Consider the following 24309-nt stretch of genomic DNA (forward strand, 5'->3'; position numbering starts at 1 on the left):
GCGCGCGGGACGTGCGTCAGCGTCGCACCGACGACCACCCCGGCCGCACCCCGCGCCTCACCCGCGCGCGAGCGACCGGCCCCGGGCGCACCCCGCGCCTCACCCGCGCGCGAGCGACCGGGCCCGGGCGTACTCGGCGTCCGCCGCGCGCAGCACCCGGTCCCAGCCCTGGTCGGGCAGCACCGCCGCGTTGTGCGTGCGCATCGCGTCGAGCACCGGCCGCTCACGGGCGAGCCGGACGACGGCGTCGGACATCGCGGCGTCGTCGGCCACGAGCAGGCCGTCGGTGCCGTCGGCGACGAACTCCTCGATGCCGGTCCCCCGGCGCGCGACCACGACGAGCCCGGCCGCGCGCGCCTCGAGCGCGGCGATGCCGAACGCCTCGAGCTCGGCGGGCGCGAGGAAGACGTCGGCGTCCGCGTACGCGGCCCGCACGTCGTCGCGGGCCAGGCGTCCGCGCAGGGTGACGACGTCGCCGAGCCCGAGCAGCTCGACGCGGGCGGCGACCCGGCCGCGGTCGGGGCCGTCGCCGATGACGTCGAGCCGCACCGCGCCGGCCGGCAGCCTCTGCGTCGCCCGGGCGACGAGGTCCACCAGCGGGACGGCCCGCTTGCGGGGCGCGAGCCGCATCGTGGCCACCAGCCGCAGCGGCGGCACCGCGTGCCCCGTGCGGGTCACCGCCGACCGGGTGCCGGCCGCGACGTCGGCCCACCGGGCGAGGTCCAGCCCGTTGGGCACCACCGACACGTCGGCGCCGAACACGTCCGCGACCCGCGCCGCCGCGACCCCGCTCACCGCGCTCAGGGCCGCCCGCGCGTCGCGCCATCCGGACGCGCGGGCACCGGCCCGCAGCACGGGGACGACGCCATCGAGCATGCAGTGCCAGGTGATCGCGAGCGGCAGCGCCAGCCGGCGGGCCGCCCGGGCGCCGTCGAACGCGAACGGCGACAGCACCCCGGCGTGCACGTGCACCACGTCCGGCCGCACCTCGCGCAGCGCCGCGTCGATGAGCCGGCCCTCGACCGGGTTCACCGGCAGGCTGAACGGCATCCGGGCACCGAGCCGGTGGACGTGCACCCCGCGTTCGAGATCGACGACGCCGCCCCGCTCACCGCCCTCGCCGAGCGTCGCGGTGAGCACGTGCACCTCGTGCCCCGCCGCGGCCTGCCGGGCGGCCAGGTCGCCGACCTGCGACTCGATGCCTCCCGTGCGGGGCGGGTAGCAGTCCGAGACGTGGGCGACGATCACGCGGCCAGGCTAGTGGTGCCAGACTGCCCTGCCGTGACCTCAGCGACGACGTCCCCGTCCACGCCCCCCGACCCCCGGGGCCGCGCCCCGCTCCCCCGGCTCGAGCGGGTCGGGACGGCGACGCGGCTCGTGGTCGACGGCGAGCCGTTCGTCATCCGGGGCGGCGAGCTCGGCAACTCCAGCGCCGAGCGGTCCCACCTGGCCGGTCACTGGCCGCGCCTGGCCGAGCTGGGGCTCAACACGGTCGTCGCGCCGGCGTCCTGGGACGTGGTCGAGCCGGCCGAGGGCCGGTTCGACTGGACGAGCGTCGACGAGCTGGTCGAGGACGCCCGTGCGCACGGGATGCGGCTCGTCCTGCTGTGGTTCGGCAGCTGGAAGAACAGCATGTCGTCCTACGTGCCGGGGTGGGTCAAGACCGACGTGGCGCGCTTCCCCCGCGCGCGCGACTCGCGCGGCCGCGCGCTGGAGATCCTGACCCCGTTCAGCGCCGCCAACCGGGACGCCGACGGCCGCGCGTTCGCGGCGCTCCTGGCCCATCTGCGCGAGGTCGACGAGCACCACGTCGTGGTGCTGGTGCAGGTGGAGAACGAGATCGGGATGATCCCCGAGGCCCGCGACCGCACACCGGAGGCCGACGCCGCGTTCGCCGGCCCGGTGCCCACCGAGCTCCTGGCCTACCTCGCCGACCACCGCGACACCCTCGCCCCCGAGCTCGCCGCCCGGTGGACCGCCGCCGGCGGACGCAGCCAGGGCACCTGGACCGACGTCTTCGGCGCCGGTCCCGCGACCGACGAGCTGTTCATGGCCTGGGCCTTCGCGCGCTACGTCGGTGCGGTGACGGCGGCGGGCAAGGCCGAGCTGGACCTGCCGATGTACACCAACGCCGCCCTCGTCCGGCCCGGGACGCAGCCCGGTCAGTACCCGAGCGCGGGACCGCTGCCGCACCTGATCGACGTCTGGCGTGCCGGGGCGCCGGCGCTGGACTTCATCGCACCCGACATCTACTTCCCCAACTTCGCCGAGTGGGCCGACCGGTACGTCCGCGGCGGCAACCCGCTGTTCGTGCCGGAGGCGCTGCGCAGCGTCGACGCCGCCGCCAACGCGCTCTACGCGTACGGGCGGCACGCGGCGATCGGCTTCTCGCCGTTCGGCATCGAGACCATCGAGGACCACGCGGCCACCATGCTCGCCGCCTCCTACGACGTCGTGCGCCAGCTGACCCCGCTCCTCGCCGAGCACGCCGGGCAGGGCACGACGACCGGCCTGCTCCCGCCCGCCGAGGACCAGCGCGTGCCGCACCGGGTGCCGCTGGTCGACGTCGTGCTGGCGGCGACCTACGAGCGGATCGCGGCGCCGAGCCTGGCCGACGGCGTCATCAACGAGGTCGGGGACCGCGCCACGGACACCACCCGGCTGCCCGCCGGCGCGATCGTGATCCGGACCGGGCCGGACGAGCTCGTGGTCGGCGGGATCGGCGTGACGCTCACCTTCGACCCGGTCGAGGCCGGGACCGAGACCGTCGGCATCCTCAGCTGCGAGGAGGGGCGCTACGACGACGACGGCGGCTGGCAGCACCGGCGCTGGCTCAACGGCGACCAGACGCACCAGGGGCGACACGTCCGGCTCGAACCCGGACGGTTCACGATCCAGCGGGTGCGGCTGTACCGGTACCGCTGACGGCGCGCGGCCCGTCGTGGTGACCGGGCCGCGCCGCCGCCGGCGCGGGGAGGTCAGTCCCCGGCGGGCCGCACCCCGACCTCGACCACCCGGCGGTCCGCGGTGGTCACCTCGTGCACCGCACCCTCGAGGGTCACCGACCGGGTGAGCGTGAGGTCCTCGCAGGACGTCCCCACCGACACGCGCACCTCGCCCGGCTCCACGACCCGCACCAGCCGGCGGTCGCTGAACGCGAGCCGCGTGGTCGGCACGTCCCACGTCACCTCGACGCTCCGGCCGGCGGGCACCTCGACCCGGGCGTAGCCGAGGAGCTGCACGACCGGGCGCGTCACCGACGCGACCGGGTCCTGCCCGTACAGCTGCACGACGTCGGCGCCGTCCCGGTCCCCGGTGTTGCGCACCCGCACGGTCGCCCGGATCGCGCCGTCGGTGGCCACCCGGTCGGACTCCAGCCGCAGGTCGGAGTACTCCCACGTGGTGTACGACAGGCCGTGCCCGAACGGCAGCACGGGGGCGGTGTCCAGGTTGCTCACCGAGCTCGCGCCGCCCAGCTTGGCCCGCAGGTAGCTGTAGGGCTGGGCCCCGACGGACCGCGGCATGGTCACCGGCAGGTGCCCGGACGGGTTCACCCGGCCGGACAGCACCCCGGCGACCGCCTGGGCGCCCTCCTGCCCCGGGAAGAACGACTGCACGACGGCGGCGCAGCGCTCGACCGCCCAGTCGACCGCGTACGGCCGCCCGGTGAGCAGCACCAGCACCACCGGCGTGCCGGTGGCCAGCAGCTCCTCCACGAGCCGGCGCTGCACACCGGGCAGGTCGAGGGAGTCGGCGTCGCAGCCCTCCCCCGACGTCCCGCGCCCGAACAGCCCCGCGAGGTCGCCCATGACCGCGACCACGACGTCGGCGTCCTGCGCGGCCTGGACCGCGGCGGCGAACCCGCTCGTGTCGTCGCCCTGCACGTCGCAGCCCCGGGCGTGCACGAGCTGCGCGCCGGGCAGCTCGCGCCCCAGCGCCTCGCGCACCGTCGCGACGTCGAGGCCGAGCTCGAAGGACGGGTGCTGGGACAGCACGTGGTTGGCGAAGCTGTAGCAGCCGAACAGCGCCTCGGTCACGTCCGCGTTGGGCCCGACGACGGCCACCCGCGGCTGCGCGGCAGCCAGCGGGAGCGTGCCGTCGTTGGTGAGCAGGACCACCGACTCCTCGGCGATCCGGGCCGCGATCCGGCGGTGCGGCAGCGGGTCGAGGTCGATCCCGTCGGTCGCGTCCGGGTCGAAGGTGGCGTCCAGCAGGCCCAACCGCTCCTTCTGGCCGAGCACGCGCAGCAGCGCGCGGTCCACGAGCGCCTCGTCCACGGCGCCGGACCGCACCAGCTCGGCCAGCGGCTCCAGGTACGCGGTGCCGGTCGGCAGCTCCACGTCGATGCCCGCGGTCAGCGCCTGCGCGGCCGCCTCGCCGAGGTCGCCGGCCACGCCGTGCAGGGTCTGCAGGAACGCGACCGCGAAGTAGTCGGCGACGACGGTGCCGGTGAAGCCCCACCGCTCGCGCAGCACGCCGGTGAGCAGGTCGACGTCGGCCGCGGCGGGCACGCCGTCGACCTCGGCGTAGGAGTTCATGACCGAGTCCACCCCGCCGTCGAGCACCGCCATCTCGAACGGCGGCAGGAAGACGTCGGCGATCTCACGCGGACCGGCGTGCACCGGCGCCAGGTTGCGGCCGGCGCGCGAGTTGGAGTACCCGGCGAAGTGCTTGAGGGTCGCGACGACGCCCGCGCTCTGCAGCCCCCGCACGTACGCGGTCGCCACCGTCCCGACCAGGTACGGGTCCTCGGAGATGCACTCCTCGACCCGGCCCCACCGCGCGTCGCGGACGACGTCGAGCACCGGGGCCAGCCCCTGGTGCACGCCGAGGGACCGCATGGACTCCCCGATGGCGCGCCCCATGTCCTCGACCAGCTCGGGGTGGAAGCTCGCTCCCCACGACGGCGGCGCGGGGAAGGTGGTCGCCTTCCACGCGGCCAGGCCGGTCAGGCACTCCTCGTGCACGAGGGCCGGGATGCCGAGCCGGGTCTGGGTGGTGAGCCACAGCTGCTTGCGCGCCAGCGCGCGCGCCTGGTCGACGGGCTCGACCGGGGTGGTGCCGAAGACGCGGGTCAGCTGTCCGAGCCCGTGGGTCGCGAACGCCTCCAGCTCGTCGACCTCGGCCTGCATCGCGTCCTGCATCGGTGCGACGTCACCGCCCTCGCCGCTGCCGCCGCGCCCCTCCCACAGCCCCACGAGCTGGGCGAGCTTCTCCTCGAGCGTCATGCGGGCCATGAGCTCGCGGACCCGCAGCTCGCCGTCGGCGGACAGCTCGGTGCGCAGGGGGACGACGGGGGCGACGTGGTCGACGGTCATGGTGGTACCTCGCGGTGAGTGGTGGGGTCGGGACAGGTCAGGAGGGGGTCGTGGTCGCCGACGGTGCGACGAACCGGCGCTCGACGTCGTCGAGCACGGGGGCCTCGTTGCGGGCGAGGAAGAAGGTGAGCACCGACGCCAGCAGCACCGGGACGGCGTCGAAGGTGATCGCCGTCAGCCCGCCGATCAGCACCAGCAGCGACACCATGCCGAGCGTCACGAGCGGGCGGTTGACCAGCGTGTAGAAGCCGAGGCGCGCCGCGTCGCGCCACCGGAACGCGAACGTGGAGGCCAGGGCGAGCATCCGCACGGCCCACAGCAGCACGAGCGCCGCCAGCAGCACCTGGACCAGGACCACGGGCGCGGCCAGGCCGGCGGCCCCGGCGTACGCGATGTTGGTGGCCAGCACGACCAGCGCGACGAGCGCCGGCAGCCACGACCGCAGCGCGTCCACCCAGCCCAGGCGCAGCCCGCGCCAGAACTGCGCGGCCGGGGACGGGTCCCGCTCGCGCAGGAACACGCGCCAGGCGAACAGCGCCGCCGCGGTCGCCGGGCCCACCGGAACCAGCGCCAGGGCGTACAGCGGGAGGTTGCTGGCCTCGGGCGCCAGGAACAGGGCGGCCACCAGCGCCGGGGCGGTCAGCAGCGCCCAGAGCACCTCGATCGCCGCGAACCAGTAGACGACCGTGGCGGCGCGCGCGAGCGGCCCGGTGCGGTCGGTCTCGGCTCTGCTCATCGTCGGCTCATCGTCGGCTCACGGATGATAGCCCGGGATGCGGGTGTCGTCCGTCCACGGCGCGGTCCCGTCGCGGACGACCTCCAGCTCGACCAGCGTGACCTCGTGCTGCGCCAGGTGCAGGTCCAGCTCGACGCGGCCCCTCGCGAGCGGCAGCGCGCGGTGCTCGACGGCCGGCCGGGACGCCTCGTGCAGGACGTCCAGGTGCCGCGCCGACGGGCTGGCCGGCCGCCCCAGCCCCTGCCACGCCGTCCAGGCGTTGCCGTCGGACTCGTTGACCCGGTGGCGCAGCGCGAACACCGTCGCCGGGCCGCCGTCGTGGTCGCCGTCGGGGGGCGGGGCCGCCCACGGGCGCGCGGCGGCCGCGACCGGCACCGACAGCCGCACGGTGTGCGACGTCGCCGCGGTGGTGGCGGACCCGTCGACGGGCTGCCAGGCGAGGACGGTGACCCGGCCGTCCTTGTGGCGGGTGACCAGGTGGTCGTCCCCGCGGGCGAGGACGGTGGCGCCCATCCGGGCCATGAAGGCGTACAGGTGGAAGGTCGGCTTGGCGATGCCGCGGTGGGTGAGCAGGCCGAAGCCGCCGTGGAAGAGGGACGTCGGGACACCCTCCTCCTCGAAGACGTCGCAGAACGTCCAGTAGGAGAACGAGTCGACCAGGTCGCCGCCGGCGGCCAGCACCGGCGCGAGGTACGCCGCGTTGTCCGCGGTGTCGTGCACGGGGTTGTCCGGCCGGTAGGAGGTGTTGAACTCGGTGATGTGGACCGGAAGCTCGGCCAGCGGGGACCCGGCCAGGTGCCGGCGGGCGGCGCCGAACTGGTCGAGGAGCGCCTGCGGCGGCTGCATGTCCTGGTAGGTGCCGAACGGCACGTGCTGCGCCGGCCCGGAGGTGTACGCGTGCCGGCTGACGAAGTCGCACGGCACGTCGCGTGCGGTGACGAACTCGGCGAACGGCTCCCACCACTCGTCGGCGCCCGGGGAGATCGCCGGGCCGCCCACCTGCAGGCCGGAGTCGACGTCCTTGACCGCGCGGGCGGTGACCTCGTACAGGCGCAGGTACTCGTCCCGGTCCGCCCCGGCCCAGAAGTTCGTGAGGTTCGGCTCGTTCCACACCTCCACCGGCCAGGACCGCACCTCCTCGATCCCGTAGCGGTCCACCAGGTGGCGCAGGGTTGCCGCGACGAGCTCGGCCCACTCGGGGTACGACGACGGCGGCGTGACGTTGCCGTTCCACCAGAAGACCGTCTGGCCACCGGAGGCCAGTCCGCTGGGCATAAACCCGAGCTCGAGGAACGGCCTGATGCCCTGGGCCAGATAGGTGTCGACCACCTGGTCGACGTAGGTGAAGCTGTGCCGCACCCGCCGCTCGCCGTCCAGGGTGTACGGCCGGTGGACCCCCATGTCGTCGCTCAGCAGCCCGTGCCCGCGTACCGCGCGGAAGCCGATGTCGCGCTGGGTGCGGGTGAGGGACTCGACGTAGTCCCCACGCAGGGCGAGGCTCGCGCGGCCGGTGCCGACGCAGGCGCGCCATGCGTCGGTGAGGCGTCCGATCGGCTCGGACGGGACGACGACGGCCACGGTTCTCCTGACGGTGAAGGCGGGCGGGCTCAGGGCGAGAGGTCAGCCGTTGTTCTCGGCGAAGCGCTCCTGCGCGGCGTTCATGATGTCCACGTACGCGGACATGTTCTGGCCCTCGAGCTCGCCGACGTAGTCCTCCCACTCGGACAGGTCACGCTGACCCAGGACGAAGGCCAGGGTGTTCTGGGTGACGTAGTCCGTCAGGGCCGTCTGGTACAGGCTGGCCTGCTCCCGCTCGATCTCGTCGAGGGGGTGCGGAGGTGCGACCGGCGCCTGCTCCTTGGTGGCCATGAGCTCCTGCCAGTCCTGCTCCTCCTCGGACAGCATGGAGTTCACCAGGTCCTCGGTGGACCCCTGCGCGAGCATGAAGACGCCGTTGTGGTAGCCGAGGTCGACCTGGAGGTTGGTGGGGGCGCCCGGGTTCAGCGACTGGATCGTGATGTCGGGGTTGAGCACGCGGGTGCCGTCGTCGGTCGTGGTGAAGGTCTCGCCCTCCACGCCCCACTTGGCGAACTCCAGACCCTCGTCGGAGTAGTACAGCCAGTCGATGAACTGCAGCATCGCGACGAAGGTGTCGTTCTCGGCGCAGTCGGCCGAGATCATCATGCCGCTCTCCATGCGGCTCCCGGCGGCGAGGTCACCGGCGGGCCCGGCGGGCACGCGGATCTTGCTCAGCTGGTAGCTGCCCGCACCGAGCGTCTCGTCGAGCGTCGCCCGGTGGCGCAGGATCTCCTGGGAGTTCGTGGTGATCGCGTAGGACTGCTCGGAGGTGAGCTTCTGGATCGCCGTGTCGTCGTCCTGCGTGAAGCTCTCCGGGTCCATGAGCCCCGCCTCCACGAGGCCGTGGAAGTACTCCACCATCGCCCGGTACTCGTCGCTCGCGCCGGCGAAGACGAACTCCTCGGCGTCCGGGTCCCACTGCAGGCCCTCCTGGAAGCCCCACCCGGCGACGGTCCCGAAGTTCGGCGCGGCGACGTTGAACAGCGCACCGAGGGGGGTCGGGACGCTGAAGCGGTCCGAGAGGACGTAGTTGTCCGGGTGTGCCGCCTTGACCGCCTCGAAGGACTCGCGCAGGTCGTCCCACGTCTCCGGCTGGGTGTCGGCTCCGGCGGCGTCGAAGACGTCGTTGCGGACCGCGAGGGTGTAGTCGTACCGCAGCTCCTCGAGGATGCCGGGCAGCAGGTAGTACTTGCCGTCCTCCTGGCGCAGCGTGTCGAGCTCGGGGTCGAGCTCCCACTCCTCGACCTTCGCCTGGAAGTTGGGCATGTACTCGACGTAGTCGCTCACCGGCAGGATGGCGCCGGACGCCACGAACTGGTTCTCCTGCCCGGGGTAGGTCACCGGGATGATGCACGGGGCGTCGCCCGCCCCGATGAGCAGGCTGCGCCGCGACTCCCAGTCGCTCAGCGGGGCGGTCGTGATGTCGAAGGTGACGTTGTGGTCCTGCTCCAGGTGCTGCAGGAACGGCCAGCTCTCCTGCAGCGGGTAGTTCGGGTGGTCGCGGTACAGCAGGCCGAACTCGACCGGCTCGGTGGCCACGAACGTGTCGCCCACGCCGTAGTCCTCCATCGCGCCGACCATGTTGTCCTCGAGCGCGGCCGCGTCGACGGTGCCCTCGTCGCTGGGCTCGTCGCCGCCGCCGCAGGCGGTCAGCGTGAGCGCGAGGGTGCCGACGGTCAGGCCGCCGACCACGCGCTTGGTGGTGATCCTCATCGGTGATTGCCTTTCGTGGGGAACGACGTCGTTCCGGGGGCGAACAAGGTGGACGAGCCGGGGGTCAGCCCTTGACGGAGCCGAGCATGATCCCGGAGACGAAGTACTTCTGGACGAAGGGGTAGAGCAGGACGATGGGCAGCACGGTGAGCACCATCGTCACGGACTGGATGTTGGCGGCGACCTGCCCCGCACCTTCGCCGCCGGCCCCGAGCGAGGACGCCGTCGTGACGCCGGCGATGAGGTTGCGCAGGTACACGGTCACGGGGTAGAGCTCGGCGTCGTCGAGGTAGAGGAACGCGGTGAACCACGAGTTCCAGAAGGACACCGCGTAGAACAGGACCATCGTGGCGATGACCGCCTTGGACAGCGGCAGCACGATGCGCAGCAGCGTCCCGTAGGTGCTCAGGCCGTCGATCGCGGCGGCCTCCTCGAGCTCTTCCGGCATGTTCTCGAAGAAGGACTTCATCACCAGCAGGTTGAACACGCTGATCGCGTTCGGGATGACGATCGCCCAGATGGTGTTGGTCATGCCGAGCTCGTTGATCAGCACGTAGTTGGGGATGAGGCCGCCGTTGAAGAACATGGTGAACACGGCCAGCCCGATGAAGACGCTGCGGCCGCGCAGGTGCTTCTTGGAGATCGCGTAGGCGAACGTGGTGGTCAGCACCATGGCGATGACGGTCGCGACGACCGTGTAGACCACCGTGTTGCGGTAGTTCGTCCAGAACAGGCTGTCGCTCATCACGGTGCCGTAGGTGTCGAGGTTGAAGCCTCGGGGCACCAGGTTCACCTGGCCGGTGGTGATGAACGCCTCGCTGGACAGGGACTGGGCGAGGATGTTCGCGAACGGGTACAGGGTCACGACCATGACCAGCACCAGGACGATCGCGTTGACGACCGAGAACACGCGGTAGCCGCGGGTGTCCTTGACGGTGCGGGCCGCCGGGGTCCGGCCACGCAGGCCCCGGGACATGTCGGTCGCTTCGGTCGTGGTCACCACAGGCTCGTCCCCACTGCTCGGCGCGAGATCGCGTTGGCGGACAGGATCAGGGTCAGGCCGATGATCGCCTCGAAGAGGCCGATGGCCGTCGCGTAGCTGAAGTTCGCCGACTCGATGCCGATGCGGTACAGGTACGTGGAGATCACGTCGGCCGTCGGGTACGTCAGCGGGTTGTAGAGCAGCAGGACCTTCTCGAAGCCCACCGCCATGAACGTGCCGATGTTGAGGATCAGCAGCGTGACCATGGTCGGGCGGATGCCGGGCAGCGTGATGTGCCAGGTCTGCTTCCAGCGGTTGGCGCCGTCGATCCGGGCCGCCTCGTAGAGGCTCGCGTCGACCGTGGTCAGCGCGGCCAGGTAGAGGATCGTGCCCCAGCCGACCGTCTGCCAGATCTCCGAGGAGATGTAGATGTCGCGGAACCACTCCGCGCGCTGGATGAACGCGACCGGCTCCCCGCCGAACGCCTCGACGATCTGGTTCACGGTCCCCTGCACCGAGAAGATCTGCAGGACCATGCCGGCCACGATGACGATCGACATGAAGTGCGGCAGGTACGACACCGTCTGCACGAGCCGCTTGAACCAGATCCGCCGCACCTCGTTGAGGAGCAGCGCGAGGATGATGGGCAGCGGGAAGACGATCACGAGCGACAGCGCACCGAGGATCACGGTGTTCTGGAAGACGTCCCAGAACTTCGCGTCGTTGATGAACAGCTCGACGTACCGCATCCCGACCCACTCGTCGCCGAAGATGCTGCCGCCGGGACGGAACCGGCGGAACGCGATCACGTTCCCGGCCATGGGCACGTAGCGGAAGATCAGCAGGAAGATCACCGGCAGGACGAGCAGCGAGTACAGCTGCCAGTCGCGACGCAGCGCCTTCTTCCAGCTGCGCGGCTTGCCGCGCGTGCCGGTCGTGGTGTTCGCCACCGCCACCGCCGCGGCACCCTCGGCCAGCGTGCCGGTGGCCTGGCCGCCGGCGGGCGACGACGCCTCGATGTTCTGGGGGGTGCTCACGCACGTCCGCCCGACAGCCTGGTCAGTCTGGTCATCTCGTGCCTCCGCCACCGCGTTGTGGTTCGAAAGTGTCGGCCCCTGCACCGAATGTCGGCGAGCATAGGTGGGCCTCACGACAAGGGTCAACCCCTGGCATGACGGCGCACGGCCCGCCCACAGCCTCCCGCCGGCCGGAAAGTGCTCGTTCTCAGGCTCGAAAGTGCGATAGCGTGACCGAAACTTGGCGAGGGCGCCACCGTCACGCTGTCGGGCGGGGCCGGTGCGTCCGACGGGACATGTGCTGACCGAAGGCGGACGATGACGACCACCGGATCCCCACGAACGACCATCGCCGCCATCGCCGCGGAGGTGGGCGTCTCGGTCCCCACCGTGTCCAAGGTGCTCAACGGCCGCCGCGACGTCGCACCCGACACGCGTGCCCGGGTCGAGGCGACGATCGCCAAGCACGGCTACCGCGCCCGGCGCGGCGGCAGCCGGTCCGAGACCCGCTCGCGGCTGCTGGACCTGGTCTTCCACGACCACGGCGCGCCCTGGGCGGTCGAGATCATCCGCGGCGTGGAGGCCGTGGCCGGCCCCGCGCGGCTCGGGGTGGTCCTGTCCGAGCTCGGCGGTCGGCACCGCCCGCCGCAGGAGTGGTTCGACGACGTCCTGGCCCGCCGCCCCCTCGGGGTGATCCTCGTGCTGTCCGACCTGGACGCCGGTCAGCGCCGCCAGCTCGAGACCCGCTCGATCCCGTTCGTCGTCGTCGACACCGCCGGGGAGCCGCCCCCGGGGGTGCCCACGGTCGGCTCCGCGAACTGGAACGGCGGCCTGGCCGCGACCCGTCACCTGGTCGAGCTCGGGCACCGGCGGATCGCGGTGATCTCCGGCCCCACCGACGTCCTGTGCAGCCGGGCACGCATCGACGGCTACCGCAGCGCCCTGGACCAGGCCGGCATCCCGGTCGACCCGGCCCTGGTCCGCAACGGCGACTTCTTCGTCGAGGGCGGCTACCGGCACGGGCTCGACCTGCTGTCCCGCCCGGACCGGCCCACCGCGATCTTCGCCGGGAGCGACTTCCAGGCCCTCGGCGTGCTGCGCGCCGCGCGCGAGCTCGGCCTGCGCATCCCGCAGGACCTGTCGGTCGTCGGCTACGACGACCTGCCGATCGTCTCCTGGATCGGCCCGCCGCTGACGACGGTGCGCCAGCCCCTGTACGAGATGGCCGGCACGGCCGCCCGGATGGTGCTGGACCTCGCCGACGGGATCGTCCCCGACAACCAACGGATCGACCTCGCCATCGAGCTCGTCGTCCGCGAGAGCACCGCTCCCCCGCCGCCCACCCTCTGAAGGAGCCTCGACGGCCATGGCCCTGTTCGACCTGCCCCTCACCGAGCTCGAGCGCTACCTGCCCGCACCGCAGGAGCCGGCCGACCTGGACGACTTCTGGTCGACGACGCTCGCGGCCGCCCGCACCGAGCCGGCCGTCGTCGGCGTGGAGCGGGTCGACACCGGACTGACGACCGTGGACACCTGGGACGTCACCTTCGCCGGCGCCCACGGCGACCCGGTCCGCGCCTGGTACAGCCGCCCGGCCGGCAGCGACGACCGCACGCTGCCCGCGGTCGTGGAGTACCTCGGCTACGGCCGCGGTCGCGGGTTCCCGCAGGAGCGGCTGACCTGGGCCTCGGCCGGTTACGCGCACCTGCTCATGGACAGCCGCGGCCAGGGGTCGCAGTACGGCTCGGGCGGGCACACCCCCGACCCGTCCGGATCCGCACCGGCCGCGCCGGGGTTCGTCACCCGCGGCATCCTCGACCCGTCGACCGCCTACTTCGGCCGGCTCATCACCGATGCGGTCCGGGCGGTCGACGCCGTCCGGGAGCTGCCGGGCGTGGACTCCGGGCGGGTGGCCGTGGTCGGGAACAGCCAGGGCGGCGGCCTCGCCGTCGCGGTCGCGGGCCTCGTGCCCGACCTCGTCGCGGCGCTGCCCAGCGCCCCGTTCCTGTGCCACGTGCGGCGGGCGGTGGACCTCACCGACGCCGACCCGTACGGCGAGATCACCCGGTACCTCGCCGTGCACCGCGGCGCCCAGGACGCGGTGTTCGGCGCGCTGGCCTACCTCGACGGCATGCACCTGGCCCGCCGCGCGCGAGCGGCCACGCTGTTCTCCGTCGGCCTGCGCGACACGATCTGCCCACCGTCCACCGTGTTCGCCACGTTCAACCACTACGGCGCGCTCGCCCCGGACGGCGCCGCCCCGGTCAAGGACATCGCGGTGTACCCCTACAACCACCACGAGGGCGGCGAGGCCGCGCACGTCGCCGCCCAGCTCCCGTGGCTGCGCACGCGCATGGCCGACGCCGCCTCGGCCGGCTGAGCGGACCACCTGCGACCGCACGGCCACACCGCGCCCACACCGCCCCGCCCGCCGCCGCCCCGCACCGGCCGCCCCGCACCGCCCCGCCGGCCCGGCCCGCACCGCCCGCCCGACCCTCACGAGAGGACCTCCGCGTGACGACCGCGACCCCTGACCCCACCGCCATCCCTCCGCACGCCGCCTGGCTGCCGTACCACGCGACTGCGCCCCTGGGCCGCCGGCGCCTGCTCCTGCTGCCCGGCGACGTCCCGGTCGCGGCCGCGGTGCAGGCCGAGGCGACCGCGGCGACCGCGGCGCACGGCGGCGCCCTGGCGTCCCTCGGCGAGCCCGCCGACGTCGTGCTCGCCACGGCCGCGGGGCTGGCCGCGCTGCCGTCCGGGGACGCGGAGTCGGTCGACCCGGTCGCGGGCGCCCTGGTCGCGGCCCGCGACGCCGCCGACGACGCCGCCCCCGGGCCCGAGGGCTTCCTCGTCGTGCGGCGCGACGGGGTCACGGTCGTGATGGCGGGCGACGGGACTGGTCTGCTGCACGGCTGGTGGCACCTGGTGCGGGCCGGTGAGGCGGCGTTCGCGCGGACCGAGGCGCCGGTCGAGCGGCACGAGCCGCTGCAGCCCGTCCGGATGCTCGACCACTGGGACAACCTCGCCGCGGACACGCCCATGGGCGCCGTCGAGCGTGGCTACGCCGGGGCGTCGATCTTCTACGCCGGCGGCCGGGTGCGCGACGACCTGAGCCGCGTCGAGCAGTACGCCCGCCTGCTCGCCAGCACCGGGATCAACGCCGTCGGCCTCAACAACGTCAACGTGCACCGCCGCGAGGCCGAGCTGCTCACCACCGGCCTGCCCGACGTGGCCCGGCTCGCCGCCGTCTTCCGTGCGCAGGGGATCCGCGTGTTCCTCAGCGTGGACTTCGCGGCCCCGATCACGCTGGCCGGGCTGGCGACGTCCGACCCGCTCGACCCCGACGTGCGGTCGTGGTGGGCGCAGGCCGTCGAGGCCGTCTACGCGTCCATCCCGGACTTCGGCGGGTTCGTCGTCAAGGCCGACTCCGAGGGCCGCCCCGGGCCGTTCGCGTACGGCCGCGACCACGCCGACGGCGCCAACCTGCTCGCCGAGGCGCTCGCGCCGTACGGCGGCACGGTGTTCTGGCGGGCGTTCGTCTACGACCACCGCCAGGACTGGCGGGACCGCACGACCGACCGCGCCCGCGCCGCGTACGACCACTTCGCGCCGCTCGACGGGCGGTTCGCCGCGAACGTCGTCCTGCAGGTGAAGAACGGGCCGATCGACTTCCAGGTCCGCGAGCCGGTCTCCCCCGTCCTGGCCGCGATGCCGGGCACGCGGCTCGCGCTCGAGCTGCAGATCACCCAGGAGTACACCGGCCAGCAGAAGCACGTGTGCTACCTCGGGCCGCAGTGGAGCCAGGTCCTGGACTTCCGCCCGTGGGGTGACGAGCGGTCGGTGGCGCAGGTCGTGGCCGGCCGCTCCGGCGCGCCCGGCGGCATCACCGCGGTCTCCAACGTCGGCGACGACGCGTTCTGGACCGGGCACCCGCTCGCGCAGGCCAACCTCTACGCCTTCGGCCGGCTCGCCTGGGATGCGACGCTGGCGCCCGACGCCGTCCTCGACGAGTGGATCCGCCTCACGTTCGGCGAGGACGAGGGTGTGCGGGCGGCGCTGCACCGGGTGATGGACGACTCGTGGCGCACCTACGAGCTGTACACCGCCCCGCTCGGGGTCGGCTTCATGGTCCGCCCGAACCACCACTACGGGCCCGACGTCGACGGGTACGAGTACACCCCGTGGGGCACGTACCACTTCGCCGACCGGGACGGCATCGGCGTGGACCGGACGCGCGCGACCGGTACCGGGTACACCGGCCAGTACCCGGCCCCGTGGCGGGACGTCTACGAGAGCCTCGAGACGTGCCCGGACGAGCTCGTGCTGTTCTTCCACCACGTGCCGTACGGCCACCGGCTGCACTCGGGCACCACGGTGGTCCAGCACATCTACGACACCCACTTCGAGGGTGTCGAGCGGGTCCGGGCCATGGCGGCCGAGTGGGCCGCGCTGGAGGGCCGGGTGCCCGACGACGTCGCCGCGCGCGTCACCGAGCGCCTGGTCGAGCAGCTGGCCGGCGCCGTCGAGTGGCGCGACCAGCTCAACACGTACTTCCTGCGCAAGTCCGGCGTCCCCGACGCCCACGGCCGCACCATCTACTGACCCCGGCCGCCGCCCCGCCCCGCCGCGCCCCGTTCCCCATCCGCCGAGTGCGACCTTTCGGACCGTTGACGCCCCGCGAACGGTCCACAGCGTCACACTCGGCTCAGCGCGCCGGCCCCATCCCGCCGAGTGCGACGTACTAGACCCATGACGCCGCGCGAACGGTCCGAAACGTCGCACTCGCGCCGAAGGAAGGAGGGCGGGGGCGGGGGTCACTCCCACTCGATGGTGCCCGGCGGCTTGCTGGTCACGTCCAGCACGACCCGGTTGACCTCGGGCACCTCGTTGGTGATCCGGGTCGAGATGGTCGCCAGCACCTCGTACGGCAGACGGGTCCAGTCCGCGGTCATCGCGTCCTCCGACGACACCGGGCGCAGCACCACGGGGTGGCCGTACGTCCGCCCGTCGCCCTGCACCCCGACGGAGCGCACGTCGGCCAGCAGCACGACCGGGCACTGCCAGATCTCCCGGTCCAGACCGGCGCGGGTGAGCTCCTCGCGCGCGATCGCGTCGGCGGCGCGCAGCACGTCGAGCCGCTCGGCGGTCACCTCGCCGATGATGCGGATGCCGAGCCCCGGCCCGGGGAACGGCTGGCGCCACACGATCGCCTCCGGCACGCCCAGCTCGAGACCGACCGCGCGGACCTCGTCCTTGAACAGCGTGCGCAGCGGCTCGACCAGGCTGAACTGCAGGTCGTCGGGCAGGCCGCCGACGTTGTGGTGGCTCTTGATGCTCGCGGCACCCTCGCCGCCGCCGGACTCCACGACGTCGGGGTACAGCGTGCCCTGCACCAGGAACTTGACCTCGTCACCGTGCGCGCCGGCGTCGGCGACCACCTCGCGCGCGGCGTCCTCGAAGACGCGGATGAACTCCCGGCCGATGATCTTGCGCTTGGTCTCGGGGTCGGTGACGCCGGCCAGGGCCGACAGGAACCGGTCGCGGGCGTCGACCACCTTCAGCTGCACCCCGGTGGCGGCGACGAAGTCGGTCTCGACCTGCTCGGCCTCACCGGCGCGCAGCAGCCCGTGGTCGACGAACACGCAGGTCAGCTGGTCTCCGACCGCTTGCTGGACGAGCGCGGCGGCGACCGAGGAGTCCACCCCGCCGGACAGGCCGCAGATCACGCGGGCGTCGCCCACCTGCGCGCGGATCGCGGCCACCTGCTCGGCGACGACGTTGCCCGGGTTCCAGTCCGGGGCCAGCCGGGCGCCGTCGTACAGGAAGTTCTCCAGGGCGCGCTGCCCCAGCGGCGAGTGCTTGACCTCCGGGTGCCACTGCAGCCCGTACAGCCGCCGCTCGCGGTCCTCGAAGGCCGCGACGGGCGAGCCGGGCGAGGTCGCGAGCACCCTGAAGCCCTCCGGCGCGCTGTGCACCGCGTCGCCGTGGCTCATCCACACCGCCTGCTGCGCGGGTGACCCCTGGAGCAGGTCGCCGGAGTGCGCCACGTCCACCGGGGTCCCGCCGTACTCGCTGCGGCCGGTGCGCGCGACGGTGCCGCCGAGCGCCTGCGCCATGGCCTGGAACCCGTAGCAGATGCCAAGCACCGGCACGCCCGCCTCGAACAGGGCGGGGTCGACCCCGGGGGCGTCCTCGGCGTACACGCTCGCCGGCCCGCCGGACAGGATGATCGCCGCCGGCTGCTTCGCGAGCAGGTCGTCGACGCTCGCGGTGTGCGGGACGATCTCGGAGTAGACGTTCGCCTCGCGGACCCGGCGCGCGATCAGCTGGGCGTACTGGGCGCCGAAGTCGACGACGAGCACCGGCCGGTGCGGCGGCTGGGCCGAGGCGGGACGGGGGGCGGCGGGATCGGTCACCTGCGCGAGTCTAGTGAGGCAGCCGCGCCTCGGCGTCGGCGTGCACCCGCCGCTCGACGACGAACGACATCACCGGCACCACACCACCGAGCACCATGACCGCGAGCCGCCCGAAGCCCCACCGCATCTTTGACCACAGGTCCAGCACGGTGACGAGGTAGACGACGTAGATCCAGCCGTGCGCGTACGGCACCCACTCGATCCACCGCACGACGTCGTCGGGGGCGCCGACCACGTACTTCAGCACCATCTCCACCACCAGGACCAGCAGCATCACGCCGGTGATGTACGCCATCACCCGGTAGCGGCCGAGCGCGGCACGGGCCTTGGCCGGCTCCCGGACGGCGGTGGGCGCGGCGGACCGGGGGGCGGACGTGGCGGGCTGCGGGGTGGTCACGGGTGTGTCCTTCGGACGACGGGCGGGGACCGGTCGGCGGCCCGGTGGCGATGCGTCGATCATCTCCCACGGCGCAGACCGGAGAAAATGCGTACCGAGGTGTCGGTGGTCACGCCTAGCGTGACCCGCTGTGCGTCCCCTCCCCCTGGCCGATCCCGGCAGCCCCCCGCTCACCTCACCGCGGGCGCTGCTGTGGTGGCACGCGCGCCGGCAGTCCGGGGTGCTCGCCGCGGCGGTCGCCGTCGGGATCGTGGGCAGCGTCGCGGGCGCCCTGCTGCCGTACATGCTCGGCCGCGTGGTCGACGACGGCCTGGCCGACGGCGTCAGCCCGGCCCTGCTGGCCGGCTGCGCCGCCCTGCTCGGCGTCGGGCTGGTGCAGGCGGGGGCTAACGTGGTCGGTCACCGGCTCGAGGTCGAGAACTGGCTGCGGGCCGCGTTCACGTCGTCCCAGCTCATCGGTCGCCACGTCACCCGCACCGGCGACGCCGTCACCGCCGAGCTGCCGACCGGGGAGGTCGTGGCCACGGTCGCCAGCGACGCGCTGCGGATGGGTGAGGTGTTCGCGATCGCGGCCCGCTTCGTCGGGGGGATCGCGGCGTACGCGACCATCGCGGTCGTCCTCATGCGCACGTCCGTCGTGCTCGGTGCGCTCGTCCTGGTGGGCCTGCCGGTCGTGGTGGCGATCCTGTCGCTGCTGGTCAAGCCGCTGCAAGGCCGGCAGGCGGCGCAGCGGGAAGCGGCCGGGCGGCTGACCACGCTCGGCGCGGACACGGTGTCCGGCCTGCGCATCCTGCGTGGCATCGGCGGGGAGGACGTGTTCGCGGGGCGGTACGCCGAGCAGTCCCAGACCGTGCGGCGCACCGGTGTGCGGGTCGCCCAGACCCAGTCGCTGCTGGACGCGCTGCAGACGCTCCTGCCCGGCCTGTTCCTGGCCGCGGTGGTCTGGTACGGCGCCCGGCTCGCGCTGGCCGGCGAGATCACCCCCGGTCAGCTCGTCGCCTTCTACGGGTTCGCCGCGTTCCTCACCGAGCCGCTGTGGACGGCGACCGAGGCGCTGCGGGTCACCACCCGCGCCGTGGTCGGGGCACGCAAGATCCTCGCCGTGCTGCGCGTGCCGACCAGCGCCGCGGCCGACCCGGCCACGCCCGCCGAGCCGCCCACCGGCGCCCCGCTGGTCGACGACGCCAGCGGGCTCGTGGTGCGGCCCGGCGCCCTGCTCGCACTGGTCAGCGCGGACCCGGACGACAGCGCGCGGGTCGCCGCCCGGCTCGGCCGGTTCGGCGGCGACCCCGTGACGCCGGGGGTCCGCTGGGGACGCACGCTGCTGGCCGAGCTGCGGCTGGCCGACGTCCGCGAGCGCATCGTCGTCGCCGAGTCGACCCCGCACCTGTTCACCGGACGGCTGCTCGACGAGCTCGACGTGCGGGGGCGGGGCGACCGCGAGTCGGTCGAGCGCGCGCTGCACGCGGCCGACGCCGGGGACGTCCTGGAGTCGGTGCCCGGCGGCCTGGACGGCGAGCTCGCCGAGAAGGGTCGCTCACTGTCCGGCGGGCAGCGCCAGCGGGTGGCGCTCGCGCGGGCCCTGCTGACCGGGGCCGAGGTGCTCGTGCTGATCGAGCCGACGAGCGCGGTCGACGCGCACACCGAGGCCAGGATCGCTGCCCGGCTCGCGGGGGCCCGCCGGGGTCGCACGACCGTCGTGGTGACCGCCAGCCCGCTCGTGCTCGACGTCGTCGACGAGGTGGCGCTGGTCCAGGACGGGCGCGTGCGTGCGGTGGGCACCCACCGCGCCCTGATGGACGGTGACGGCGCGGACGCCCGGGCCTACCGGGCGGTCGTCTCCCGGGCTGCCGCCGACACCGAGACCCCGAAGGAGGACCGCCATGCAGCTGCCCGTCGCTGAGCCCGCCGAGCTGCGGCGCCACACCGTCGCCCTGCTCCGCCAGCACCGCGCGGGCCTGACGTCCGCCGTCGTCCTGCACGGCCTGGCCGCGCTGGCCGGCCTCGCCGGGCCGTGGCTGCTCGGCACGCTGGTGGACGGCGTCACCCGGGGCACGACCGTCGACGCGATCGACCGCGCGGTGCTGCTGCTGGTCGGAGCGGTGCTGGCCCAGGCCGTGCTGACCCGGTTCGCCCGCCGGACCGCGATGGTGCTCGGCGAGACGGTGTTCGCAGAGCTGCGCGAGAGGTTCGTCTCGACCGTGACGCGCCTGCCGTTGTCCACCGTCGAGCGCGCCGGCACCGGTGACCTGGTGGCGCGGATGACCAACGACATCGACCGGGTGCAGTACACCGTCCGGTTCGGCGTGCCGCGCCTGCTCGTCACCGCGGCGACCGTGGTGCTCACCCTGGTCGCCGCCGCCCTGACCGACGCGCTGGTGGCGCTGGGCCTGCTGGCGGGGGTGCCGCTGCTGGTGACGATCACCCGCTGGTACCTGCGCCGCGCGGCCCCGGCGTACCTGCGCGAGTCCGCGGCGTACTCCCGGCTCAACGGGACGATCACCGAGTCGGTCGAGGGCGCCCGCACCGTCGACGCCCTCGGCCTGGGCGCCCGGCGGCGGTCGCGGGTGGACGACGACCTGCGCGAGGCCTTCGACGCCGAGCGGGCCACGCTGCGGCTGCGCACCATCCTGTTCCCCGGGGTGGACATCGCGTTCCTGCTGCCGGTCGTCGCGGTGCTGATCTGGGGGGCGCACCTGGTCTCCACCGGCAGCGCGACGGTCGGCGAGGTCACCACGATCACGCTCTACGCCGTCCAGGTCATCCCGATCATCGGCGAGCTGATCTTCTGGCTCGACGAGATCCAGGTGGGCGGCACCTCGCTGGCCCGGATCGTCGGCGTGCAGGGGGTGCCGCCGGACCGGTCCGCGGGCACCGCGCGGCCCGCCGACGAGCAGGTGGTCGGCCGCGGTGTGCGGTACGCCTACCGGCCGGGCCACGACGTGCTGCACGGGATCGACCTGACCCTGCGGGTCGGCGAGCGCCTCGCGGTGGTGGGGCCGTCCGGGGCGGGCAAGTCCACCCTGGGCCGGATGCTGGCCGGGGTGCACCCACCCACCGGCGGCCGGGTCGACGTCGGCGGCGTGCCGCTGGTCGACCTCCCGCTGGACGAGCTGCGCGGCCACGTCGCGCTCGTGACGCAGGAGCACCACGTCTTCGTGGGCACGGTCGCGGACAACCTGCGGCTGGCCCGCACCGGTGCGAGCGACGACGAGCTCGTCGGGGCGCTGCGAGCGGTGGACGCCTGGGGATGGGTGAGGGCGCTGCCGGACGGGCTGGTGACCGCGGTCGGGTCCGGCGGCACGGTGCTCAGCCCCGCCCAGGCCCAGCAGCTCGCCCTGGCCCGGCTGGTGCTGCTCGACCCGCACACGCTCGTGCTGGACGAGGCCACGTCGCTGCTGGACCCGCGCGCGGCCCGGCACCTGGAGCGGTCGTTGTCCGCGGTGCTCCAGGGCCGCACGGTGGTGGCCATCGCCCACCGCCTGCACACCGCGCACGACGCCGACCGGGTCGCCGTGGTCGACGCGGGCCGGATCACCGAGATCGGCCCGCACGACGCGCTGGTCGCGGCCGGCGGCGACTACGCGGCGCTGTGGCACTCCTGGCAGAGCGACTGAGGGTCACCGGACGACCGCGACCGCGACCTCGCCCCGGTCAGCGCAGCAGCGTCGCCTCGACCGCCGGCGGCAGCCCGAACACCGGCCGCTGCGGGTCGGCGGGCCGTTCGGGCGCGGAGCGCGCCGGCGCCCCGGGCGACGCGGCCGCTCCGGGCACGGCCGGCGGCGCCGTGGGGTCGGCGCGCAACCACGCCCACAGGTCACGCACCGTCTCCTCGACGGGTCGGCTCGGCAGTCCGGACGTGCGCGCGCTCGACGTGTCCACGCCCCACGCCGCCCCCGCATCCGCCGCCGGCAACCAGAACGGCAGGTGCGTCCACGGCTCGACACCCGCGGCCAGCAGGGCGTCGTCGTCCCGCGGCACCCAGGTGACGGGCTCGCGCGCGTCGTCGCCGACGGTGTCCCGGCACACCTCCAGCAGCCCGCCGTACGTCGTCATGCCCGCGTCGCCGGTCGCGTTCACCGCACCGGACCGGCCGCCCACCACGCTGTCGACCAGCCAGCCCGCCAGGTCGCGGACGTCGACGAAGGCGACGGGCTGGTCGAGGGAGCCGGCGGGCACGACCACCGGGCCGCCGAGAGCCAGGCGCCGCAGCCACCAGGCGAGCCGCCCCGACCGGTCGCCGGGACCGATGATGAGCCCGGCGCGCGCGACGAGCAGCCGGTCGCCCAGCGCCTCGCCGAGGACCCGCTCGCTCGCGGCCTTCATCGGTCCGTAGTCGTCGGAGTCGTCGGTGAACGTCGGGTCGTCGGTGCCGCGGACCGGCCGGGACGGCCAGTCCCGGTACGCGCTGATGCTGCTCACGTACGCGTACGCGCCCACACCGGCCAGGTGGGCGGCCGCCGACCTGGCCCCGGCGACGGAGTACCCGGACGTGTCGACCACGGCGTCGACCTCGACGCCGGCGAGCGCGCGTCCGACCTCGTCCGCGTCGTCACGGTCGGCGACGAGCTCGCGGACCCCGGCCGGCGGGTGGCCGCGGCGACCGCGGGCCAGGGTGCTCACCGGGTGGCCCCGCTCGAGCGCCGCCGCCACGACCCGCCCACCGAGCCAGCCCGTGCCACCCACCGCGAGGATCCTCATGGCGCGAGGCTGCCCGGCGGACGTGCCGGTGTCGACCCCTGCTGCCCACGGCGGACCACGACCGCGGCACCGCGGTGGGCTGCCGGGTGGCCACCTGCCGCCGCGACCCGCCAGGCTGGACCCGTGTTCGGTCCGGTCATCCTGCGTGCGGGCGCCGTCGTCGTGCCCGACGACGAGCTGGTGTGGCGCTTCTCGCGCTCGGGCGGGCCCGGTGGTCAGTCGGTGAACACCGCCGACTCCCGGGTCGAGCTGGTCTGGGACGTGGCGGCCACCGGGGCGCTGACCGACGAGCAGCGCAGCCGGGTGCTGGAGCGCCTGGCGGGCCGGCTGACCCGTGGCGTCCTGGTGGTCGCCGCCTCCGAGCACCGCTCACAGCTGCGCAACCGGCAGGCCGCGCGGCAGCGATTCGTCGCGCTGCTCGACGACGCCCTGGCCCCACCGGCCCCGTCGCGGCGTCCAGCCCGTCCGAGCCGGGCCTCGCGCACCCGGCGCGTGGAGTCCGAGCGGCGGCGGCGGTCGGTCAAGTCGATGCGTCGGCGCCCGCCTGCCCCGTGACGGCCGGCCGCCGGTCGGGCGGCGCCGGCGGCGCCCCCGCCGGGTCTCCGCCGAGCGGCGGCTCCCCCACCGGGTCCTCGCCGAGCGGCGGCTCCCCCACCGGGTCCTCGCCGAGCGGCGGCTCACCGCGTGCCTCGTCCCGCACGAGCCGCAGCCACAGCGCGACGGCGAACGCCCCGAAGATCCACCACTGGAGCGCGTACCCGAGGTTGCGCAGGTCGAGCCCGCCCTCGTCCGGGGGCTCGGGGCGGTCCAGCGCCCGCAGCGCGCGGTCCTGGGCCGGGGACGACGTCGCCAGCACCAGGTACCCCGAGTAGGTGGGCCCGCCCCACTCGTTGACGAGCTGCGCGCTGCTGATCCCCTGCGTCCGTCCGGCCGCGGCGTCCAGCACCCCGGCCGCCTCGGACGCCTGCAGGTACCCGGTCAGCATCACCGTGCCGCCGGGCACGTCGCCCGCGTCACCGGCGTCGTCGGGCGACGCGACCCAGCCGCGCACCACGGGCAGCACCGGACGGGCGCCGTCGGCGGTGGCGACCCGCAGCGGGGTCAGCACGAGGTACCCGTCGCGGCCGTCCAGGCTCCGGTCCGTCACCAGCAGCTGGCCGTCCGGCTCGTAGGTGCCGGTGACCACGACCTCGCGACCGAGCAGGTCGCCGTCGAACGACGTCTGCGGCGCGAGGACCGAGTCGAGCGGCACCGCCGGCACGCCCTGCGCGGTCGCCGCCTCGCGCTGCGCCGCGAGCTCACCGCGCGCCTGCGCCCGGTCCAGCTGCCACACGCCCAGCTGGGCGCAGGCCGCGGCCGCCGCGAGCAGCACGAGCAGCAGCACGAGCATGCGCGGTCGCGTGGCCGCACGCAGCAACGTGGTCGGTTCGCGCTCGGGCACGCCTCGCACGC

Annotated in this window: 18 protein-coding genes; 7 read left to right on the forward strand and 11 right to left on the reverse strand. The window is 74.2% G+C overall.

The features are described 5' to 3' along the window. Positions 1-99: 99 nt before the first annotated feature. Positions 100-1248, reverse strand: a complete 1149-nt coding sequence (locus Q0840_RS03065; protein WP_298456156.1) for a glycosyltransferase family 4 protein — start codon at positions 1246-1248, stop codon at positions 100-102. A 33-nt stretch (positions 1249-1281) separates the two neighbouring features. Between Q0840_RS03065 and Q0840_RS03070 the strand changes: the two genes are divergently transcribed. Continuing rightward, the gene (locus Q0840_RS03070) at positions 1282-2925 is read left to right on the forward strand and encodes a DUF5597 domain-containing protein (RefSeq protein ID WP_298456160.1); all 1644 of its coding nucleotides are present in this window, start codon (positions 1282-1284) and stop codon (positions 2923-2925) included. A 53-nt stretch (positions 2926-2978) separates the two neighbouring features. On the opposite strand, the gene Q0840_RS03075 is transcribed toward Q0840_RS03070, so the two are convergent. The 6 genes from Q0840_RS03075 to Q0840_RS03100 all read right to left on the reverse strand — a co-directional run bounded on the left by Q0840_RS03075 (position 2979) and on the right by Q0840_RS03100 (position 11283). Next, positions 2979-5237, reverse strand: coding sequence for a glycoside hydrolase family 3 N-terminal domain-containing protein (locus Q0840_RS03075; protein WP_298456578.1), 2259 nt, complete (start codon positions 5235-5237; stop codon positions 2979-2981). Positions 5238-5355: 118 nt separating this feature from the next. Then, positions 5356-6054, reverse strand: coding sequence for a DUF624 domain-containing protein (locus tag Q0840_RS03080; protein ID WP_298456163.1), 699 nt, complete (start codon positions 6052-6054; stop codon positions 5356-5358). Positions 6055-6072: 18 nt separating this feature from the next. Beyond that, positions 6073-7632 (reverse strand): GH39 family glycosyl hydrolase, encoded by a 1560-nt coding sequence (locus tag Q0840_RS03085; RefSeq protein WP_298456166.1) that lies wholly within the window; start codon positions 7630-7632, stop codon positions 6073-6075. Between the two features lie 42 nt (positions 7633-7674). Then, the gene (locus tag Q0840_RS03090; RefSeq protein WP_298456169.1) at positions 7675-9345 is read right to left on the reverse strand and encodes an extracellular solute-binding protein; all 1671 of its coding nucleotides are present in this window, start codon (positions 9343-9345) and stop codon (positions 7675-7677) included. Between the two features lie 64 nt (positions 9346-9409). Next, complete coding sequence (locus Q0840_RS03095; RefSeq protein WP_298456580.1) at positions 9410-10321, reverse strand: carbohydrate ABC transporter permease; 912 nt, start codon at positions 10319-10321, stop codon at positions 9410-9412. A 20-nt stretch (positions 10322-10341) separates the two neighbouring features. After that, positions 10342-11283, reverse strand: coding sequence for a sugar ABC transporter permease (locus tag Q0840_RS03100; RefSeq protein WP_298456582.1), 942 nt, complete (start codon positions 11281-11283; stop codon positions 10342-10344). A gap of 378 nt (positions 11284-11661) precedes the next feature. On the opposite strand from Q0840_RS03100, the gene Q0840_RS03105 reads away from it, so the two are divergent. The 3 genes from Q0840_RS03105 (at position 11662) to Q0840_RS03115 (ending at position 15945) form a co-directional block, all read left to right on the forward strand. Further along, complete coding sequence (locus Q0840_RS03105) at positions 11662-12693, forward strand: LacI family DNA-binding transcriptional regulator (RefSeq protein ID WP_298456172.1); 1032 nt, start codon at positions 11662-11664, stop codon at positions 12691-12693. 16 nt (positions 12694-12709) lie between these two features. After that, positions 12710-13723: an acetylxylan esterase gene (locus tag Q0840_RS03110; protein ID WP_298456174.1), complete on the forward strand. Its 1014-nt coding sequence runs from the start codon at positions 12710-12712 to the stop codon at positions 13721-13723. Positions 13724-13857: 134 nt separating this feature from the next. Then, the gene (locus Q0840_RS03115) at positions 13858-15945 is read left to right on the forward strand and encodes an alpha-glucuronidase (protein ID WP_298456176.1); all 2088 of its coding nucleotides are present in this window, start codon (positions 13858-13860) and stop codon (positions 15943-15945) included. 212 nt (positions 15946-16157) lie between these two features. On the opposite strand, the gene guaA is transcribed toward Q0840_RS03115, so the two are convergent. Together guaA and Q0840_RS03125 are read right to left on the reverse strand one after the other, a co-directional pair. Continuing rightward, a complete protein-coding gene (guaA, locus tag Q0840_RS03120; protein WP_298456180.1) occupies positions 16158-17759 on the reverse strand; it encodes a glutamine-hydrolyzing GMP synthase in 1602 nt (533 codons plus the stop codon). Between the two features lie 10 nt (positions 17760-17769). Beyond that, on the reverse strand, positions 17770-18156 hold the full coding sequence (locus Q0840_RS03125) for a DUF3817 domain-containing protein (RefSeq protein WP_298456183.1): 387 nt from the start codon (positions 18154-18156) through the stop codon (positions 17770-17772). 130 nt (positions 18157-18286) lie between these two features. Here Q0840_RS03125 and Q0840_RS03130 point away from each other — a divergent pair, with 130 nt between their 5' ends. After that, on the forward strand, positions 18287-20059 hold the full coding sequence (locus Q0840_RS03130; protein ID WP_298456186.1) for an ABC transporter ATP-binding protein: 1773 nt from the start codon (positions 18287-18289) through the stop codon (positions 20057-20059). Further along, a complete protein-coding gene (locus Q0840_RS03135) occupies positions 20040-21773 on the forward strand; it encodes an ABC transporter ATP-binding protein (RefSeq protein ID WP_298456189.1) in 1734 nt (577 codons plus the stop codon). Before Q0840_RS03130 ends, Q0840_RS03135 begins: the two co-directional genes overlap by 20 nt. A 37-nt stretch (positions 21774-21810) precedes the next feature. Here the strand turns inward: Q0840_RS03135 and Q0840_RS03140 are convergent, their stop codons facing one another. Continuing rightward, positions 21811-22857, reverse strand: coding sequence for an NAD-dependent epimerase/dehydratase family protein (locus Q0840_RS03140; RefSeq protein ID WP_298456191.1), 1047 nt, complete (start codon positions 22855-22857; stop codon positions 21811-21813). 123 nt (positions 22858-22980) lie between these two features. On the opposite strand from Q0840_RS03140, the gene arfB reads away from it, so the two are divergent. Then, on the forward strand, positions 22981-23412 hold the full coding sequence (arfB, locus tag Q0840_RS03145; RefSeq protein ID WP_298456194.1) for an alternative ribosome rescue aminoacyl-tRNA hydrolase ArfB: 432 nt from the start codon (positions 22981-22983) through the stop codon (positions 23410-23412). Here the strand turns inward: arfB and Q0840_RS03150 are convergent. Beyond that, positions 23378-24298, reverse strand: coding sequence for an SURF1 family protein (locus Q0840_RS03150; protein ID WP_298456196.1), 921 nt, complete (start codon positions 24296-24298; stop codon positions 23378-23380). The genes arfB and Q0840_RS03150 overlap by 35 nt on opposite strands. Positions 24299-24309: the final 11 nt, after the last annotated feature.

Source organism: uncultured Cellulomonas sp. (assembly GCF_947494015.1).
Classification (GTDB): Bacteria; Actinomycetota; Actinomycetes; order Actinomycetales; family Cellulomonadaceae; genus Pengzhenrongella.